This window comes from Rhizobium mesoamericanum STM3625, assembly GCF_000312665.1.
In the GTDB taxonomy this organism is placed as follows: domain Bacteria; phylum Pseudomonadota; class Alphaproteobacteria; order Rhizobiales; family Rhizobiaceae; genus Rhizobium; species Rhizobium mesoamericanum.
Map to the genome: position 1 here is coordinate 3893238 of NZ_HF536772.1, position 17752 is coordinate 3910989.

Annotated in this window: 18 protein-coding genes, 1 other RNA gene and 1 pseudogene; 10 read left to right on the forward strand and 10 right to left on the reverse strand. The window is 58.0% G+C overall.

What is annotated here, in order from left to right:
• Nucleotides 1–67 precede the first annotated feature (67 nt).
• Nucleotides 68–970 carry a LysR family transcriptional regulator gene (locus BN77_RS18930; RefSeq protein WP_040677396.1) on the reverse strand — a complete coding sequence of 301 codons (903 nt, stop codon included), beginning with the start codon at nt 968–970 and terminating at the stop codon, nt 68–70.
• 96 nt (nt 971–1066) lie between these two features.
• On the opposite strand from BN77_RS18930, the gene BN77_RS18935 reads away from it, so the two are divergent.
• The 3 genes from BN77_RS18935 to BN77_RS18945 all read left to right on the forward strand — a co-directional run bounded on the left by BN77_RS18935 (nt 1067) and on the right by BN77_RS18945 (nt 7548).
• Nucleotides 1067–2101, forward strand: coding sequence for an aldo/keto reductase (locus BN77_RS18935; RefSeq protein WP_007534854.1), 1035 nt, complete (start codon nt 1067–1069; stop codon nt 2099–2101).
• 108 nt (nt 2102–2209) lie between these two features.
• Nucleotides 2210–3622 (forward strand): FAD-binding oxidoreductase, encoded by a 1413-nt coding sequence (locus BN77_RS18940; RefSeq protein WP_007534856.1) that lies wholly within the window; start codon nt 2210–2212, stop codon nt 3620–3622.
• Between the two features lie 182 nt (nt 3623–3804).
• Nucleotides 3805–7548: an AsmA family protein gene (locus tag BN77_RS18945; RefSeq protein ID WP_007534858.1), complete on the forward strand. Its 3744-nt coding sequence runs from the start codon at nt 3805–3807 to the stop codon at nt 7546–7548.
• Nucleotides 7549–7595: 47 nt separating this feature from the next.
• On the opposite strand, the gene BN77_RS18950 is transcribed toward BN77_RS18945, so the two are convergent.
• From BN77_RS18950 to cmoA, 6 genes are all read right to left on the reverse strand, one after another.
• Nucleotides 7596–7814, reverse strand: coding sequence for a ribbon-helix-helix domain-containing protein (locus BN77_RS18950; RefSeq protein WP_007534859.1), 219 nt, complete (start codon nt 7812–7814; stop codon nt 7596–7598).
• Nucleotides 7815–7911: 97 nt separating this feature from the next.
• A complete protein-coding gene (locus BN77_RS18955) occupies nt 7912–8106 on the reverse strand; it encodes a DUF4169 family protein (RefSeq protein ID WP_007534861.1) in 195 nt (64 codons plus the stop codon).
• A 52-nt stretch (nt 8107–8158) separates the two neighbouring features.
• Nucleotides 8159–8668: an SspB family protein gene (locus BN77_RS18960; RefSeq protein WP_007534863.1), complete on the reverse strand. Its 510-nt coding sequence runs from the start codon at nt 8666–8668 to the stop codon at nt 8159–8161.
• 126 nt (nt 8669–8794) lie between these two features.
• Nucleotides 8795–9164: a transfer-messenger RNA gene (gene ssrA, locus BN77_RS32265) on the reverse strand.
• A gap of 178 nt (nt 9165–9342) precedes the next feature.
• The gene (locus BN77_RS33580) at nt 9343–9495 is read right to left on the reverse strand and encodes a hypothetical protein (protein WP_157224467.1); all 153 of its coding nucleotides are present in this window, start codon (nt 9493–9495) and stop codon (nt 9343–9345) included.
• A gap of 126 nt (nt 9496–9621) precedes the next feature.
• Nucleotides 9622–10362, reverse strand: a complete 741-nt coding sequence (gene cmoA, locus BN77_RS18970) for a carboxy-S-adenosyl-L-methionine synthase CmoA (protein ID WP_244426195.1) — start codon at nt 10360–10362, stop codon at nt 9622–9624.
• A gap of 259 nt (nt 10363–10621) precedes the next feature.
• Between cmoA and BN77_RS18975 the strand changes: the two genes are divergently transcribed.
• Nucleotides 10622–11416, forward strand: coding sequence for a thymidylate synthase (locus BN77_RS18975; protein ID WP_007534871.1), 795 nt, complete (start codon nt 10622–10624; stop codon nt 11414–11416).
• Nucleotides 11417–11428: 12 nt separating this feature from the next.
• Nucleotides 11429–11944, forward strand: a complete 516-nt coding sequence (locus BN77_RS18980; RefSeq protein ID WP_007534873.1) for a dihydrofolate reductase — start codon at nt 11429–11431, stop codon at nt 11942–11944.
• A gap of 306 nt (nt 11945–12250) precedes the next feature.
• Here BN77_RS18980 and BN77_RS18985 read toward each other — a convergent pair whose 3' ends face one another.
• Nucleotides 12251–12619, reverse strand: coding sequence for a Rid family hydrolase (locus tag BN77_RS18985; protein ID WP_007534875.1), 369 nt, complete (start codon nt 12617–12619; stop codon nt 12251–12253).
• 106 nt (nt 12620–12725) lie between these two features.
• On the reverse strand, nt 12726–13586 hold the full coding sequence (locus BN77_RS18990) for a LysR substrate-binding domain-containing protein (RefSeq protein WP_007534877.1): 861 nt from the start codon (nt 13584–13586) through the stop codon (nt 12726–12728).
• Between the two features lie 298 nt (nt 13587–13884).
• Between BN77_RS18990 and speB the strand changes: the two genes are divergently transcribed.
• Genes speB through BN77_RS19010 form a run of 4 tightly spaced genes read left to right on the forward strand, consistent with a single transcriptional unit; the run spans nt 13885 to nt 17139 of the window.
• A complete protein-coding gene (speB, locus tag BN77_RS18995; RefSeq protein ID WP_040677948.1) occupies nt 13885–14946 on the forward strand; it encodes an agmatinase in 1062 nt (353 codons plus the stop codon).
• A 50-nt stretch (nt 14947–14996) separates the two neighbouring features.
• Complete coding sequence (locus tag BN77_RS19000; protein ID WP_007534882.1) at nt 14997–15788, forward strand: transporter substrate-binding domain-containing protein; 792 nt, start codon at nt 14997–14999, stop codon at nt 15786–15788.
• 35 nt (nt 15789–15823) lie between these two features.
• Nucleotides 15824–16492, forward strand: coding sequence for an amino acid ABC transporter permease (locus tag BN77_RS19005; protein ID WP_007534884.1), 669 nt, complete (start codon nt 15824–15826; stop codon nt 16490–16492).
• Nucleotides 16489–17139, forward strand: coding sequence for an amino acid ABC transporter permease (locus tag BN77_RS19010; protein WP_007534886.1), 651 nt, complete (start codon nt 16489–16491; stop codon nt 17137–17139). Before BN77_RS19005 ends, BN77_RS19010 begins: the two co-directional genes overlap by 4 nt.
• Nucleotides 17140–17278: 139 nt before the next feature.
• Here BN77_RS19010 and BN77_RS33585 read toward each other — a convergent pair whose 3' ends face one another.
• Nucleotides 17279–17416 carry a hypothetical protein gene (locus BN77_RS33585; protein ID WP_157224468.1) on the reverse strand — a complete coding sequence of 46 codons (138 nt, stop codon included), beginning with the start codon at nt 17414–17416 and terminating at the stop codon, nt 17279–17281.
• Between the two features lie 19 nt (nt 17417–17435).
• On the opposite strand from BN77_RS33585, the pseudogene BN77_RS34870 reads away from it, so the two are divergent.
• A pseudogene (locus BN77_RS34870) lies at nt 17436–17634 on the forward strand (dihydrofolate reductase); the annotation flags it as partial.
• Nucleotides 17635–17752 lie beyond the last annotated feature (118 nt).

A 17752-nucleotide genomic window follows, 5' to 3' on the forward strand; every position in this document is an offset into this window, starting at 1 on the left:
GAAATGCGCCGATATAGGCGCCAGTCGAGGAATGGGTCAATTGCGAAATCCTGCAGGGTTTGCAGTGTCAGAGGCTGACGCGCTCAGCCAGAAAGTCGAGCAGCGCCCGCACGCGGGCCGGCAGCGGGCCGCCCTGGCCGATGTAGACGGCGTAGAATTCCTCGATGTCGCCGGGGTTGATGTCCTCGAGAACCGGCACCAGCCGCCCGGCCTCGATATCGGCGCGAACGGTGAAGCTCGCAAGGCGGGCAAGGCCTGCACCTGATAGCGCCATATAGCGCATCGCTTCGCCGTCACCCACCTGGACGCCTGGCGTAATCGGCAGCGCAATGATCTCGCCACCATCGAGCAAGGGCCAGCCCTGAACGCTGCGCGCATAGGAAAAGCCGACGCGGCGATGACGCTTCAGGTCGGCGATGGTCGTTGGTTCGCCCGCGCGTTTCAAATAATCCGGCGATGCTACGATCAGCTTGCGGGTAAAGCCAAGCTTGCGCGCAATGAGACTGGAGCTCTTCAGCGGTCCGGCGCGGATCGCGACATCGGCTCGATCCTCGACCAGATCGACGACGGCGTCGGTATGCGAGATGTCGAGCGTGACGGCGGGATTGAGCGCCAGAAATTCGCAAACCAGCGGCGCAAGAATATGGTGGCCGAAGGAGGCGCTGGTATTGATGCGGATGGGCCCCGTGGCCTGTTCGCCGGCGGACGCATAGCGTTCGGCTTCCGCTATATCTGCAAGAATGGAAACGCTGCGCTCGTAAAAGGCGCAGCCTTCGGGTGTCAGATGCAGCTTGCGGGTCGAACGGTTGACGAGGCGAGCGCCAAGGCGTGCCTCAAGCCTTGCCACAAGCTTGCTCACCGCGGATGGTGTCATGCGACAGGCGCGAGCAGCGGCGGTAAAGCCGCCGAGTTCGACGGCACGCACGAAGACTTCCATTTCCCCGGAGCGATTGATGTCTTGCCTGCTCACGATGACTTCAATTCACGGATGGGTTTCCTTTCGGCAATCTATATCACGGTAGATTTCGTGTCTATCTCTTCTGAAGTCCACAACAGGAGACAGATCATGGAATATAGAAATCTCGGGGGATCGGGCCTTAGGGTGCCGGTCTTGAGCTTTGGGGCGGGAACGTTCGCAGGCTCTGGCCCGCTCTTCGGCGCATGGGGTAATACGGACGCGGCCGAAGCCCGGCGCCTCATCGACATTTCCCTGGAAGCGGGTGTTAATCTCTTCGACACCGCAGATGTCTATTCGGGCGGCGCCTCCGAGGAAGTTCTTGGTCAGGCGATCGCTGGGCGGCGCGACGCTGTGCTGGTCTCAACCAAGATCGCATTGCCGATGGGCGATGGTCCTGGCGAGTGGGGAACATCGCGCTCGCGCCTCATCCGCTCGACAGACGAGGCATTGAAGCGGCTTGGGACGGACTATATCGACCTGTTGCAGCTTCATGCATTCGATGCCTCGACACCCATCGAAGAGGTACTCGCAACGCTGGATGGGCTGATTGCTGCAGGGAAAATCCGCTACGTCGGCGTCTCCAATTTCGCGGGATGGGAGCTGATGAAGTCGCTCGGCATTGCCGAGCGGCATGGCTATCCGCGTTATGTTGCGCATCAGGTCTATTATTCTCTTGCCGGACGCGACTACGAATGGGAACTGATGCCGCTTGCTGCCGATCAGGGCGTCGGCGCATTGGTCTGGAGCCCGCTTGCCTGGGGCCGCCTCACCGGCAGGATCCGGCGTGGCCAACCGTTGCCGGAGAGCAGTCGGCTGCATCAGACGGCGGAATACGGCCCGCCGGTCGATGAGGAGAAGCTCTACGATATCGTCGAGGCGCTGTTTGAGATTTCCGAAGAGACGGGCAAGACCGTTCCGCAAATCGCGCTCAATTGGCTGATCGGTCGCCCAACTGTTTCGAGCGTCATCATCGGCGCGCGCAACGAGGAGCAACTGCGGCAGAATCTCGGTGCCGTCGGCTGGTCACTGTCGAAGCAACAAGTGGAAAAGCTCGACAAGGCAAGTGCCGTGACCGCAGCCTATCCCTACTTCCCCTACCGCAGACAGGAGGGCTTCGCGCGGCTCAATCCGCCGTTGGTCTAGACGGCACTCGGCAGGGAACAGTTCTGCCCAATCTTGTACTAGACAGGCGCTGTCTCTTGTCTCATACCAACTTGCCTCCCGGCAGCGAAGGCGAAGGAGATCAAAGAGATGGCGCTCAAAGATGCAAAAACCGGAACACGGAACGAGGCTGGCATCGCTGCCGCGATCGGCGTTCTGAAACAGAGGTTCGGCGAGCGCTTCCAGACCGGTCAAGCCTTTCGTGCCCAGCATGCACATACCACCACTTACATTCCCGCGCAGCTCCCCGACGGCGTGCTTTTTGCCGAGAGTGCCGATGACGTAAAGGCTGCAGTCAAGGTCTGCGCCGACCACAAGGTGCCGATCGTTGCTTTCGGCACGGGCTCTTCACTCGAAGGGCAGGTCAATGCGCCCAACGGCGGTATATCGATCGATTTCAGCCGAATGAACCGGGTTCTTGAAGTCAACGCCGAGGATCTCGACTGTACCGTCGAGCCCGGCGTGACGCGCGAGGAGCTGAACACCTATCTCCGGGATACCGGCCTGTTCTTCCCGATCGATCCCGGCGCCAACGCCTCGATCGGCGGCATGACCTCGACACGCGCCTCGGGAACGAATGCCGTGCGCTACGGCACGATGAAGGACAATGTGCTTGCAGTAACCGCGGTCACAGCCAACGGAGAGGAAATCCGCACCGCGCGACGCGCACGCAAGTCGTCCGCCGGCTACGATCTGACCCGGCTCTTTGTCGGCGCGGAAGGAACGCTGGGCATTTTGACCTCTGTAACGTTGCGGCTGCAGGGTATTCCGCAGAAGATCGGCGGCGGTGTCTGCGCTTTCCCAACCGTTCGCGCTGCCTGTGATGCTGTCATCATGACCATCCAGTTGGGCATTCCGGTTGCCCGCATCGAGCTTCTCGATGCGCTGCAAATTCGCGCCTGCAATGCCTATTCAAAACTCAGCTACGAGGAAAAACCGACGCTCTTTGTCGAGTTCCACGGCTCGGATGAAACCGTTGCCCTGCAATCGGAGCAGTTTGCCGAGATCGCCTCTGAATGCGGAGGCGGTGAGTTCTCGTGGACCGTCAACGCCGAGGACCGCAGCAAGCTTTGGAAGGCACGCCACGATGCCTACTGGGCGTCGCGCGCGCTGGCGCCCGAGATGGCGGCGCTCTCGACGGACGTCTGTGTGCCGATTTCGCGTCTTGCCGACTGCATCGGCGAAACCCAGGCCGATATCGAGGAACATGGTTTGCTGGCCATGATCGTCGGGCATGCCGGTGATGGGAACTTCCATGTGCTTCTGTTGTTCGACGACAAAACGGAGGAGGGCATTGCGATCGCCGAATCCTTTGTCAGCAGGCTCAACGCTCGCGCTTTGGCAATGGATGGTACCTGCACTGGTGAGCATGGCATCGGCCAGGGCAAGATGGCATTCCTTGAAGAGGAACTCGGGGGGACCGTCGAGCTGATGCGCCAGGTCAAGAAAGCGCTCGATCCGGACGACATCTTCAACCCTGGAAAGATATTCCACCGCGCCTGAAATCGAGAATTCCACCGGAGTTGTAGGCCGGCCAAGATTGACGCTACGGGAGATTGATTGGCGATGAGCGAATTCATCTCCAAATCAAGTAAATAGAGCATGATGTTGCCCGAAAGCTGCTTCACAGCTTTCGGTATCATGCTCTAGTGTCCGCGATGGATTCCCAAATGGAGAATTGTTAGTTGGTAGGCCGGTTCCTCGTCTTCTTGGGCGGAGTGATTGTCGTGGCGCTGTTCGTGGCGCTGCTGGCGCCGCTCTTTATCGACTGGACCGACTTCCGAAAAAATTTCGAGGATCAGGCAAGCCGGATCATCGGCAAGAAGGTCGTTGTTCACGGCGCGGTGGATGCGCGCCTGCTGCCGTTTCCCTCCGTGACACTGCATGATGTACGGGTTGGCCAGGAACTGGATGGATCGCCGATCGTACAGATCGAGCAATTCTCCATGGACGCGGAACTTGCGCCTTTCCTGTCGGGCGAGGCATTGATCTTCGACATGCGCGTCGTCAACCCGAAGGTGAAGCTGAGACTTCTGCAGGACGGCACGCTCGACTGGACGCGTGGCAGCCGGCCTGAAATTCCGGCGAGAACGGTTGTTCTCGAAAACGTTCATGTCACTGGCGGTGATCTCCAGTTCATCGACGATCAGTCGGGGCGCTCGCGGCACGTTACCGGCTTGAACGCCGAGATGTCGGCAAAGTCGCTTGCCGGGCCGTGGCGGATCGAAGGTGATGCTGCCTTGGACGGCGCGCATGGCAGCTTCAGCATCGCCAGCGGTCAGCCGGACGAAAACGGAGTCCTGCGGATGGGCACGCGGCTGCAGCCCGACAAGCAGCCGGTGACCGTCGATCTCGACGGCGAGCTGAAGCTCGTGGACAGCAGGCCGAACTATCAGGGAATGATTTCTGCATCCATCGAGAACCGAAGTGGCAGGAAGAGTGACAAGACCGATGTGCCTCCGCGGCTGAAAGGCAAGTTCGAACTCACCAATGAAAGCGTTCGAATACCGGAGTATCGGCTGGAGGTCGGACCGACGGATGATCCTTATGTCGTCACCGGTGAGGCGACGCTCGACACGGGAAGCAAACCGCAATTCCTGCTGATTGCAAATGGCCAGCAGATCGACGTCAATCGTATCGGCAATCAGGGGGTGAACGGCAAGACCAACCGTGATCCCAGTCTTTCCGCCCGACAGCGGCTTAACGCGCTGATCCAGATCGTTTCACAAATCCCAGTGCCGCAGGTGCCGGGGAAGGCAAGCGTCCGGTTGCCCGCGATCGTCGCTGGAGACACAACGATCCGCGACGTTCAGCTCGATGTCGCACCGGCAGGCCAGGGTTGGGTGGTCGACAATGTTGTCGGCACGCTTCCCGGACGAACGCAGGTCGAGGGCCAGGGCAAGCTCAATCTGCAGGGGCAGGCATCCTTCGACGGGCGGATCACGGTGGCCTCCAATCAGCCCAGCGGTCTTGCGGCATGGCTTGCGGGCTCTGTCGATCCCGCGATCCGGCAATTGCGCCAAGCGGGCTTTTCGGCGGATGTCGGCCTCACTCATGACCGCCAGACGTTCAGCAACCTGGAAATTGCCGTCGGACAGGCGACGCTCAAGGGCAGGCTCGATCGTCAGGTGGTGGCCAATCAGGCCCCGACACTTGACGTGGCGCTTGCCGGCGACGCGCTTGATCTGGATGCGCTGCGTGCGCTTGTCGGATTGTTCACCGGTCAGGATGCCGGCGACAACGTGCTCGATCACAAGATTCACGCGCGTCTGAAGGCCGACAAGTTCACGGCCTTTGGCGTCGAGGCCGCCGATGTCGAGACAAGCTTTGCAATTGCTGACGGCGTTCTTGCGGTGGAACAGCTTTCCGTCAAGAACCTGGCGGGTGCCGAGGTGACAGCAACAGGTCGCGCCGAGGGATCGCTGCTGGATTACAAGGGCTCTGGAGAAATCACCTTTAAGTCCGCCGATCCGGGCTCGTTCTTCACCATGCTCAAGCAACATCTGCCACCGCATCCGGTCATGGATAGGCTTGTGCGCAATGCCGCGTGGTACACCAATACCGCGCTGCGCGGAGCGTTGACGCTCGGAGGCGACAAGGGTGACGGCCTGACCCTGACATTGGCAGGGGTGAGCAATGGAAGCCGCGTCAATCTTGACTACCGCATGTCGGATCTCCTTGCGCTGACAGACAAGGGCACGACGAACCTTGAGGCAACGCTTGAGAATAGCGTCACCTCGATCCTGTTTGGACAGGCCGGTCTCGATCCCTTGCCAGTCGATGCAGATGCCAACGGCCGTCTGACCCTGAAGGTGCAGGCCGAGGGGACGGATCCTGCCGACGCGCAGCTGACATTTGCCACCGACCGCACTTCATTTACCGCAGGTGGCAAAGTGGATGTCCGCCCGCAAGCCTTTATGAACGGTCAGCTTGCGGTATCGCTGGAGAGCGCCGACCTTGATCCGTATCTTGTCATGAACGGTATCGCCATGCCGCAGATGGGTACAGGCTTGCCGTTCAAGCTGACGACGAACGCGACCATCGATGGTGACAAGATCGCTTTTGCGGACATCGCAGGACATGCCGCCGACAACGAGTTCAAAGGCGCGCTGACCGTCGACCGCAAAGCGGAGAAGACAACGGCGAAGGGCGAATTGGCGCTGTCCAAGGCCGATGCCGCGTGGCTCGGAGAGGCTGTCTACGGTCCAATGACGGATGCGGCGACAGGGGATCTGTCGAAAGCGGCGCTTGGCCTGCCAGTTTTCAAGGATATCGACGTCAACCTCAAGCTTTCCGCAAAGCAATTCTTTCCTGGCTGGCCGGGTCCCATTTCGGATTTCACGTCCAATGTGGCCTATAAGGGCGACGAACTGCAGCTCAACGACATCAAGGGCGCCTGGGATGGCGGCAGCTTGAATGGCAGTGTGCTGTTCACTAATGCTGATGGTACGGGCTTCTTCCAGACAAAGCTGGCTCTGGCGGACGCGGACCTCGCCGGGGTCGTCTGGCCGCGCGACGGAGCTCCGGCTGCGAACGGCAAGTTCGGACTGGCACTTTCTCTGGAAGCCTCCGGGAAGTCGATGAAGGACATCGCTGGTTCACTGAACGGCTCCGGTGAAGTGAGGCTCGGGGATCTCAGTGTACGTGGGCTTAATCTTGGCATGCTGGCGCCATTGCTGGCCGCCACCGATCCGATGCAGGATCAGCTGAATGCCGGTAAGGTCCATCCCATTGTTGAAACCTTGCTCAACAATGGCGAAGCTAAGCTGCCGCCAACTGCCATTCCCTTCAATGTGACGGATGGGATCCTGCGCTTTCAGAACGTCAGCGCGGCGACCGATCAGGCAAAGGTGGTCGGCAACGGTCAGATCGATCTGCCCCAGCAGCGGATCAACGCCTCGCTTAACATTGCGCTGAATCCGGGCAGCGAGATGCTTCCCGGCGCCGAGCCGGCGATACGCCTCGATTTCTCCGGGCTGCTTGCATCGCCGGGCAGGACCATCGATGTCACGGATATCACCGGCTTCCTGTCGCTGCGCGCCTTCGAGCGTGAGCGTCGGCGCGTCGAGCGTCTACAATCGAACATTCTGGAGAAGCAGCGACTGCGCCGCGAAGTCGCTCTCTACAAGTTCAATGACACAGAGCGCCAGAAGGCTGCCGCCTTCGAGGCACAGAGGCGGGCTGAAGAGCAGCGTCTGAGAGCTTTGGCTGCACAGGCCGAGCGAGAAAGACAAGCAGCCGAAGCGAAGGCAAAGGCTGAGGCGGAAGCCAAGGCCAAGGCCGACGCAGAAGCACGCGCCAGGGCAGCGCAAGAGAAGGCTGCAGCAGATGCCGCTCGGCGGGCGCAGGAGCAGCTTGCCATACCGCCTGAAAACTCGCTCAATTTCAAAACAATACCTGGGCTTCCGGGCGTGCAGATGCCGCAATAGGCATTGCGCGAAGCAGATGCTCAGCCTTCCCAAACCAGGGAATTGAACTATCCACTGCTGTCGGATTTCAGCCAATGAAACACATAGACGCGCAGTGCCGACGAGAGGTTGCCCTCCGGCTGCCGCTGATCATCTATCTCGGAAATCAGCGCTGCTAGCGGAATAGCGCGCGCCCTGGCGATATTGTTCAGCTCAATCCAGAATTCGTCCTCCAGGGAGAAGCTGGTGCGGTGTCCGTGCAGGGTCGCGGAGTGCTTGCGGATCATCACAGGGATTGAGAATTCGATTCAAGTTGCTGAGGAGGTGAGTGCAGAAAACCGCCCAACTGATTGATCCCGGAATCCTTTCCGTTTTTCCGGACCGTCATTTGTCGTCTTCGGGTTTCTCGATCCTGCCTTGTTGATGAGAGCGCTCGGCTTTCTCGTTCAGGGCCTTCGTGAGCTGCTTTTCAGCCTTGGTGCGGCCGAAAGAGATGCGGTTTTGATCCGCCTGCTTCTCCTTTTCAGCGCGGGCCTGCTTCTTTTTAAACTGACGGAGATTGACGACTTCGGCGGTCACGGATGGCCTCGATCGGAATTGAAAAAAGGGAAGCAGTTGCTTCCCTTTGGTTCTACTGCTTCTTTCGGAAGGCGTCGAGCGAGACGACCGAACCGGGCTTTTTTTCCTCACCCTCCGCTTTGGTAGCGGGCGTTTCCTCAGACTTCTCGGACGCCACCGGATAAGCGGTTATTTCGGCGGCCGGAAGCTCATCGCTGTCAGTGAGAGGCACGTCGAATTCCAGTTCGAAGTTCACGGAGGGATCGTAGAACCCGCGGATGGCGTTGAACGGAATGAAGAGCTTTTCTGGAACATCAGAAAAGGATAGGCCGATCTCAAAGGACGTCTCAGTAACCTTCAATTCCCAGAACTGGTGCTGAATGACGATGGTCATCTGCTCGGGATACTTTGCCTTCAGGTGCTGCGAAATGCGAACACCCGGCGCGCCGGTGAGAAAGGTGATGAAGAAGTGATGCTCGCCCGGCAGGCGGCCCGTCGCGGCAACTTCAGACAAAACCTTGCGGATGACGCCGCGCAGTGCGTCCTGTGCCAGAATGTCGTAACGGATGTGATCCTGCCCCATGCTTTCCTGTCTTTCTTTGGTTCGGACTCGTTTCCCAAGGCTGTATGGCATGCCAAGACGCCCTGGAAAAGGCCTGAGCCGAGTCATGCTTGACCAAACCATACATGATTTGCGCGCAAGGGAGAAGGTGAAGGCTTCTGTTGCCAGGTGCCTTCGGACCCCGCCTAGAGGTGCGAACCACTAGGGCTTTATTTGAAGTGTCACACCGCGATTAAGCAGCGAGACGAGCTTCCGCATAGTTGTCGTTTGCAACTACAATTTTAGCCCGATAACGGCGGTACAATGCCGAGCAAAAAGACGATCTTTACACCCTTGTCGATCCTGTTTCGCCCCCATCAAAAGCCGGCCATCTCACTGTAAGCCCGCCGGTTTTTGGTGGAGGCGCCGGGTACCGCCCCCGGGTCCAATAGGTTTATTACACCGCTCATTTATTGCCATAGCCGGCCCGAGGACCGGCAGGGCTGATATAGTGTTTTCCGTCTCGGATGGGAAGAGGTGTTGTCACAAAACCGTGCCATAAGGCAGGAAGGCAAGGAGGTCGCCAGCCACTGCGCCTACGAGACGGCCTTTGGATCGTTGAAGACGCCACGCTTCTTGATGAGACTGACAATTCCGGTGGCCGCTCCTACTGTCGCAACAAGTAAGCCAAGCAGAGGAATGAAGGGAAGGGCAGGTCATTGGCTGCCGCCAACAACAGCCCGGTAGATTTCGATCAGGAGGGCAGCCAGCAGCGCGGCTGAGACAGTCGAATAGTCCTTCGCGATCACGCGGTTCACATTGAAGACCATGCCTTCAGTCGCCCGCGCGAAGTTACTGAAATGAAGCATCCAGCGAGAAACATCCCGACAGTGGGCTCGATAGGCATCGCCAAACTTCTCTTAACATCTGATTGCAGTATTTGCAGACGAAGTTCCCGACAAGGATTGCGGTTGCCTTCCTCTTGGTGCTCAGCCCTATTTCACGGCCACGATGCCGCAGAAGTTGTACCAGCGGAAAAACACCTCGGCGCTGCGGAATCCGACTTCCTTCAGCAGCTGCATGTTTTCTTCCAGCCGATAGGGGATGAGCACATTTTCAAGCGCTTCGCGTTTCTGTGATATCTCGATTTCCGAGTAGCCGTTGCGGCGCTTGAAATCGTAATAGTGCTGGATGAACAGGCGATTGAAGACCGTGTCCTCGCTGGTCAGCTTCTCGACTAGCAGCAGGCAGCCCTGATCGTTCAGGCCGGAGAAGATCATCTTCATCACGCGCTCTCGAAACAGAGGGCGAATGAATTGCAGAGTGAGCAGCATGGTGACGACGCTAGCGTTCTCCATGTGGAGACCCTGGTGAAGGTCGACGACTTTCAGCTCGATGGGTCGCTGCGTGTCTGTGTGCGCGATTTTCTGTGCCGCCTTTTCCAGCATGTCAGGAGCATTGTCGACCCCGATGAAATTGACGGTCGGACAGATCATTCGATCGAGCGCGAGCAATGTCGTCGCGGTCGAACAGCCTATGTCATAGAGATTGGTCCCTGGTCTGGCGAAGTCTTGCGCCAGCTCGCAAACCATCCGCTGCATCTCTTGGTAATACGGTACGGATCGGCTGACCATATCGTCGAAGACATCAGCGACCTTCGCATTGAAGGCGAAGTCGCCAATGGGCTGATCACGTTCGGCGAATACTTGGTCCCGCAGCTCCGTTCGCAGCTGCAATCGTACCCGACTCTCTGCCATCATTTCCCCCAAACTTGCGGTTCGTCGAAGACGGGCGTTGCCGCTGGTATGCTGATCGTGCTGGATCCCCATGGAGTGCCCCCGCGCCAAACACAGGGAGGCGTGCCAAGGTTACGATAACCTGAAAGCGCCTCCGGTCACAGGCTTCAGCGCGTTTTGCCGGGATAAAGATTGCGCTGCGATTGGTTTTGCCGGCCAAAACGTCTAAATGGGTAGATAACGGAATCGGCGGCGAACAATGAAGCAGTATCTCGATCTCTTGAAGCACGTGATGGAACACGGAACCGATCGCGGGGACCGCACGGGCACGGGCACCCGTTCCGTGTTCGGCTATCAGATGCGGTTCGACCTACAGGAAGGCTTTCCGGTCCTGACGACCAAGAAGCTGCATCTGCGTTCTATCATCCACGAGCTGCTCTGGTTCCTGCGCGGTGACACCAATATCGGCTACCTCAAGGACAACGGCGTCTCGATCTGGGATGAATGGGCCGACGAGAATGGCGATCTGGGGCCGGTCTATGGCGCGCAGTGGCGATCCTGGCCCGCGCCTGATGGTGGCCACATAGACCAGATCGCGAACCTGATCGCCGGCATCATCAAGAATCCGAATTCACGCCGGCATATCGTTTCCGCGTGGAATCCTGCCGAGGTTGATGACATGGCCCTGCCGCCGTGCCATTGCCTGTTTCAGTTCTACGTCGCCGACGGCAAGCTTTCCTGCCAGCTCTATCAACGTTCCGCGGACACCTTCCTCGGCGTGCCATTCAACATCGCCTCCTATGCACTGCTGACGATGATGGTGGCGCAGGTGACCGGCCTGCAGCTCGGCGATTTCGTTCATACTCTCGGCGATGCGCATCTCTATCACAACCACTTCGAGCAGGCGAAGCTGCAACTGACGCGCACTCCGAAACCGTTACCATTCATGCGGATCAACCCCGATGTGAAGGATATCTCCGGCTTCAGGTTCGAGGATTTCGAGTTGGTCGGCTACGAAGCCGACCCCAGCATCAAGGCACCGATCGCGGTCTGATCGGAGAGGTTGATGTCTGAAATTCGCAAGACCATCGTGGTCGCCGTCTCTAAGAACGGCATCATCGGGCGCGATGGTGACATGCCATGGCGGCTTTCCACCGATCTCAAGCGCTTCAAGGCTGTGACGCTTGGCAAACCTGTTATCATGGGCCGAAAGACCTATGACTCGATCGGCAAGCCGTTGCCCGAGCGGGCAAATATCGTGATCTCCCGACAGCTGGCCGCGACAGCGCATCCGGATGTCCATACGGCCAATTCGCTCACTGAGGCCGTCAACCTTGCCGAGGAAATTGCCAGGAAAAGTGGTGTAAACGAAATCTGCATCATTGGGGGCGGGCAGATCTATGCGCAGGCCGTCAATCTCGCCGACCGGCTGTGCGTGACGCATGTCGAAACATCCCTCGAAGGGGATACGTCGTTTCCTGCGATTGACACAGCGCTCTGGAAGGTGATGGAGACGATCGATGTGCCGGCCGGCGACAAGGATAGCTATCCCACAAAATTCGTAGTCTATGATCGGCGCTGAGCGCTGAAAACCAACTATTTTCCGATAAATATCGCCAGATAATCGATGTCCGGCAACATCAGACCAAAAAATACCAGTTGCCAGCGCTGCAAACTTATGACTTCGCTCGCACGCCCCTCCAATTCATTCAAGAATTCTCAAAGCTGCTGACTGCCGTCTGCTTATTGAAGCTGGTGCGATACCGCCGATGTAAAGTAAGCTTTGCCTGCTGGAGGCGTATTACAGGCGCTGCAAAGCGCCAGCTTACCAGTAGCATCAAGGCGCAGGGTCGACTTTGATCTGACGCCTACGAAGCTTGAGCGAATGCTACACCCCCTGCGACGGACCGGAATTTTTGGTCATGCTCCAAGCGATCGCGTCGACCCGAAGGTCGCATAGGGGCGGTAGATTGTGATCTTCGAAAGTGGTTCGCCGAGGTGTCGTTCCTGCTGTTATCCACCGTTCCCAAACGACGTTCATTTCGTCAAAAGACGTGAGGTCGCGTAGCCAAAAGTTGGCTTGGATTAGTTCTGACTTGTCCGTGCCCGCCTCCTTGAGGAGGGCATCAATGCGATCAAGAATCTCGGCGGCCTGTGTACCGATGCTGCTTCCGAGAGTGGAGCTGGCAATCTGACCGATGATACGGACTGTCTGGAGTGGTGACGCCTCGTCGAAGGGCGAGTGCTTGATTGCCATCGGCCAGTTTCCTTGCTCAATCGGTGTGTTGCTGCCACCGAGGCCAAATTGCAGCCAGCACACCAGTTGAACAGGCCTTTTTATTTTTCACGGCTATAACGAGACGTTATGGGCGGTCCGCCATCGCGGTGTGCCGTGACACGAATTCAACGAGATATCTGACGCCTTCGGATGCCTCCGACTGGGCATAAAATCCAATCTCGACCCGCACAGCGCCAGGTAGATCGGCGGACTTGTCAAGGGCGCGACACCCCTCCGGAATCGTGGCTTCAAGCATGGGGCCAACACCTATGCCGACCCTTACCGCCGTTGCCATGGCAACCAATGTGGACGCGACGCAGGCCGTCTTCCATTTTATGTTTCGCTGCGACAGCGTTGCTACGGTGCGGACATTCCAGGGGCAGCTCTCATCAAACATAATCACCGGAAGCGGTCTGCTTGCGTCGACCACGAAATCCGATCGGACAACCCATGTCAGATACTCGGTCCAGATCAGGATGGGTTTTCGGCTGAGGACGGTGATATCGCAAACGACAATATCGAGTTTTCCCTCTTCGAACATCTCTGCCAGACGCCGGTTGGGCTCGACAATTATATCGATATCGACCTTGGGATTCTGGGCCCTGAAATCACGAAGGATATTTATCAGTCTACTGGCGGCGAAGTCCTCGACGACCCCGAGACGGATGCGCCCTTGGAGTATCTTTCCGGTGAGCCGACGGCCGACCTCGTCGCTTAGCAATACGATCTCTCGCGCGTAGGCCACCAGCATCTGGCCGTGAGCCGTGAGCTCAAGTCCCTTGGAGGATCGGGAAAAGAGCGTTACCCCAACCAGGTCCTCGAGCTTGCGGATTTGCATGCTCACTGCCGCTTGCGTTCTGTGCAATTTGACTGCCGCGCCATTGACCGTTCCAATTTCGGCGACCGTCAGGAATGCCCGTAACAGATATGGGTCGAGATTAAGCATTTCGCAGTGTCTTCGTTACGTTGAACCGCCGGCGAAACTTGCGACACGGCAGCAAGAACCGACATTGGACGATCTCCCGTTCGGGTGCAACGGGCGCGCCGAGGCTAAGCCCATCCAGAACGAGGGCAGCGAGCAGCCTTTGGCCGATCAAGCGTTATTGAACGATCCAGTCGTTGAACGGCAACGTTTCGGAAGCGAGGGTATCAGCAACCGTTATATCCCCTCACGCAATATCACGGTTGTAAAGGTCGGTCGCCTTGCCAATGATCTCGCATCGGATCACAACCGGGAGCCTACCGTGACGATTGACCAGGATTTTCTTGAGGGCCTTCGACTTCGCTTCGGCAATTCGGCCGGCGGTGAAATGCACGATCCACATTTTCGCGAAGTTGCGGCAAGTGTCTTCAAGGATGGCGACAGCCGGAAATGGCCGTTTGCCGACCCTGCGACATTCCTTGGTGCCTCGTTCATTGAAGGCGGCATTCGACCGGATGTGCTTAAGGCACTCGATGTGGCCCTAATCGGTGTACCCATGGACCTTGGCGTCACCAATCGAGCTGGTTCACGGTTGGGTCCGAGGGCCGTTCGGGCGATCGAACGTGTTGGGCCCTACGAGCATGTCATGCGGGTTGCACCGATGGGAAAGCTCAAGGTAGCTGACGTCGGCGACGTTCCGATGAGAAGCCGCTTTGATCTTGCTAGTTGCCATGCGGACATCGAGTCCATCTACCGCATGATCGCCGATACCGGGGTGATCCCCCTGTCGGTCGGTGGGGATCATTCCATCTCCGGTGCCATCCTCAAGGGCTTAGCGAGCCGGACTCCTGTGGGAATGATTCACATCGATGCCCATTGCGACACGGCCGGAACTTACGAGGGGTCCAAATTCCATCACGGGGCGCCTTTCCGTGAGGCCGTCCTTGCCGGCGTCCTAGATCCCAAAAGAACGATTCAGATCGGCATCCGAGGAGGAGCAGAGTACCTCTGGGAATTCTCATTTGCTTCGGGCATGACGGTTATACACGCCGAGGAAGTCGCGGAGATGGGCATCAACGCGGTGATAACCCGCGCGCTCGAGGTCGTCGGCTCCGGTCCAACTTATCTCAGTTTTGATGTCGACAGCCTTGATCCCGCTTTCGCGCCGGGAACCGGGACGCCCGAGGTTGGGGGACTTCTTCCGAGAGAGGTTCTCGCCATGTTGCGCGGTTTCCGAGGAGTGAATCTCGTCGGTGGGGACGTGGTTGAGGTTGCGCCCCAGTATGACGCGACCACCAATACTGCCCAGATAGCCGCGCAGGTCCTGTTCGAACTGCTTTGCCTGGCAATGTTCAGTCCATCAACGCGCGGACGGAGCACGTAACAGGTGGGAATTACGCTTTAAATTCAGAACCAAGAAAAAAGGGAACGCAAATGAAAATCAGCAAACTAGCAAGAACCTTCACCGCTGCCGCGGCATTTGCTCTGGTCGGAGTGTCGGCGCACGCCGACGACCTTTCCGACATCAAGGCGGCTGGCCAAATCAGCGTCGGCATTTTCTCCGACTTTCCGCCATTCTCGTCGGCCAGCGCCGATATGAGCCTCAAGGGATATGATGTAGACGTCGCCCAGAGCATTGCCGATAGTCTGGGCGTGAAGCTCAACCTGGTAAGCGTTACCGGCCAGAACCGAATTGCCTATCTGAACGACAAGCGCGTCGATATTCTCATGAGTGTCGGCTATTCCAAGGAGCGTGCCGAGGTCATCGATTTTGCCGCTGCATACGCGCCGTACTATATCGCGGTCATAGGGCCAGCCGCTGTTGCCATCAAAGGCAAGGATGACCTCGCCGATAAGACGATTGCCGTTAACCGTGGTACGCTCGAAGACACTTCCCTGACGGCCGCGGCCCCGGCATCGGCAACGATCCAGCGCTTCGAAAACTACAATTCCGTCATCCAGGCCTTCATCTCCGGTCAAACTCAGTTGATGGTGGTCGGAAACGACGTTGGAGCGCAGGTGCTGGCTCGACAGGACGCGTTGAAGCCGGAGCAAAAGTTCCAGCTGTTGACGTCGCCGTCGCACATCGCTCTGCGCAAGAGCGAGGATGGCCTGAAGAACGCCGTCAACGACGTGGTTGCCAAGATGATCACCGAGGGGAAACTCGACGCAAGCTCCCAGGCCTGGCTGAAAACGCCACTCAACCCTGAAAATCTGAAGGATTGATCGCATGACTGCTCCCCGCCGCGAAAGGAGTAGCGATGACCTATAGCCTTGGCTTCGATTGGCTTTGGGGCGGCGCGGGAGCGCTTGCATATGGCGCAGGAATGACGCTTTTGCTGATTGCCTGCACCACCGTCTTCGGGACGGTACTTAGTGTTTTTGGCGCTGCTGCGCGAAGAAGTCGGTTCGTCTGGTTGCGCCGGGCCGTTGGCATCTACGTTGAAGTGGTCCGCAACACACCGTTCCTGGTCCAGTTGTTCTTCATCTTCTTTGGCCTCCCGAGTCTCGGAATCCATCTCAACCCCGTGACCGCAGCCATACTCGCCATGACACTGAACATGGCAGCTTACACGACTGAGGTGGTCGGCGCGGGGCTTGATGCTATCCCTAAAGGGCAAAGAGAAGCGGCGCTGGCGCTCGGGCTGAAACCCAGGCACGTATTTTTCAAAGTCGTTTTGCCCCAGGCGCTCAAGATTATCTTTCCGGCGCTGACAAGTCAGATTGTTATCATGATGCTGGAATCGGCCGTGGTCTCACAGATTTCCGTTCGAGAACTGGCGCAAGAGGCCGACCTGCTGCAAGCCCGTACGTTTCGTTCATTTGAGACCTATCTTGTCGTGACCATGATCTATCTTGCCATGTCCGCAAGCCTCAGGCGTTTGCTGATCGCTGGCGGTCGCCGTTATCTCGGAGCGGGAATATCATGATCGAGTTCACGTTCTGGGATATCGTGCGCAACCTTGCCTTCGCGACGCGTTGGACGATCCTTTTGTCGATCGCCGCCTTTGTTGGTGGAGCGACGGTGGGCATCGCAATCCTCTTCGCTCGGATATCGAAGGCCTTTTGGCCGAGGCGTCTCGCGTCAGGTTACATCGCGCTGTTTCAGGGAACACCGCTCCTCATGCAGCTCTTCCTGATGTTTTTCGGGTTGCCGATGTTGGGGTTCCGGATTGAGCCATGGACCGCAGCCGTTTGCGGCCTCACGCTCTATGCAAGTGCCTACCTGGCCGAGATTTGGCGGAGCGGCGTTGAGGCACTTCCGCGCGGACAATGGGACGCTGGCGCAAGTCTCGGTCTTCACCGTCTGCAGGAACTGCGGCTTATCATCCTACCGCAGGCGTTCCGGATAACCCGTGCGCCGACCGTCGGGTTTCTGGTGCAGCTGATCAAGAGCACCGCATTGACGTCAATTCTTGGCTTCGAGGAACTGATGAGGACGGCAAACGCGATAAACAATGCGACGTTCGAACCTTTCAAGGTTTACGGCCTGGTCGCTGCAATCTTCTTTTTGCTGTGCTATCCGCTGACCGAGTATGCCCGCAAGCTTGAGAGAGACGCCCCGATTTCTCGATGACTGCTTGTCGGAAACGACGATTGATCGGCTCAGTTGGAAGTCTGGAACCGCTGCCGAAATGGGCGTTTCCTTTGCTAGGACCACTAGATTCGGTCGAGATGTTTGGTGCATTTCCTGCGCGGCTTCGTGGCCACAATTTCTACCTCGTGACGAGCGGGAACGGGTGGTCGCCATCTACCGTAATTCGTTTGAGGCCCTGCCTGGCGCAGAGGTTCTCTTCATCGCTGGAGGCGGATCCGGCGATGCTCCCCGGCCTGCCCGCCTTTGCAACCGTCATGGGCGGCGCCTAGTTTTTCCTACCTGGCGGGCAGATCTATGCGCAGGCCGTCAAGGTAGCCGACCGGCTGTGCGTGACGCATGTCGAAATATTCCTCGAAGGGATACGTCGTTTCCTGCGATTGACACAGCGATCTGGAAGGTGATGGAGACGAGCGATGTGTCGGCCGGCAACAAGGATAGCTACCCCACAAATTCGTAGTCTATGATCGGCGCTGAGCGCTGAAAACCAACTATTTTCCAATAAATATCGCCAAGTTCCTAATGCTGCGTTGAAAGCAGATGCGGCGATACCTATAACGGTCACGATCGCCGACATCTGCCGCCCCCGTGGGTT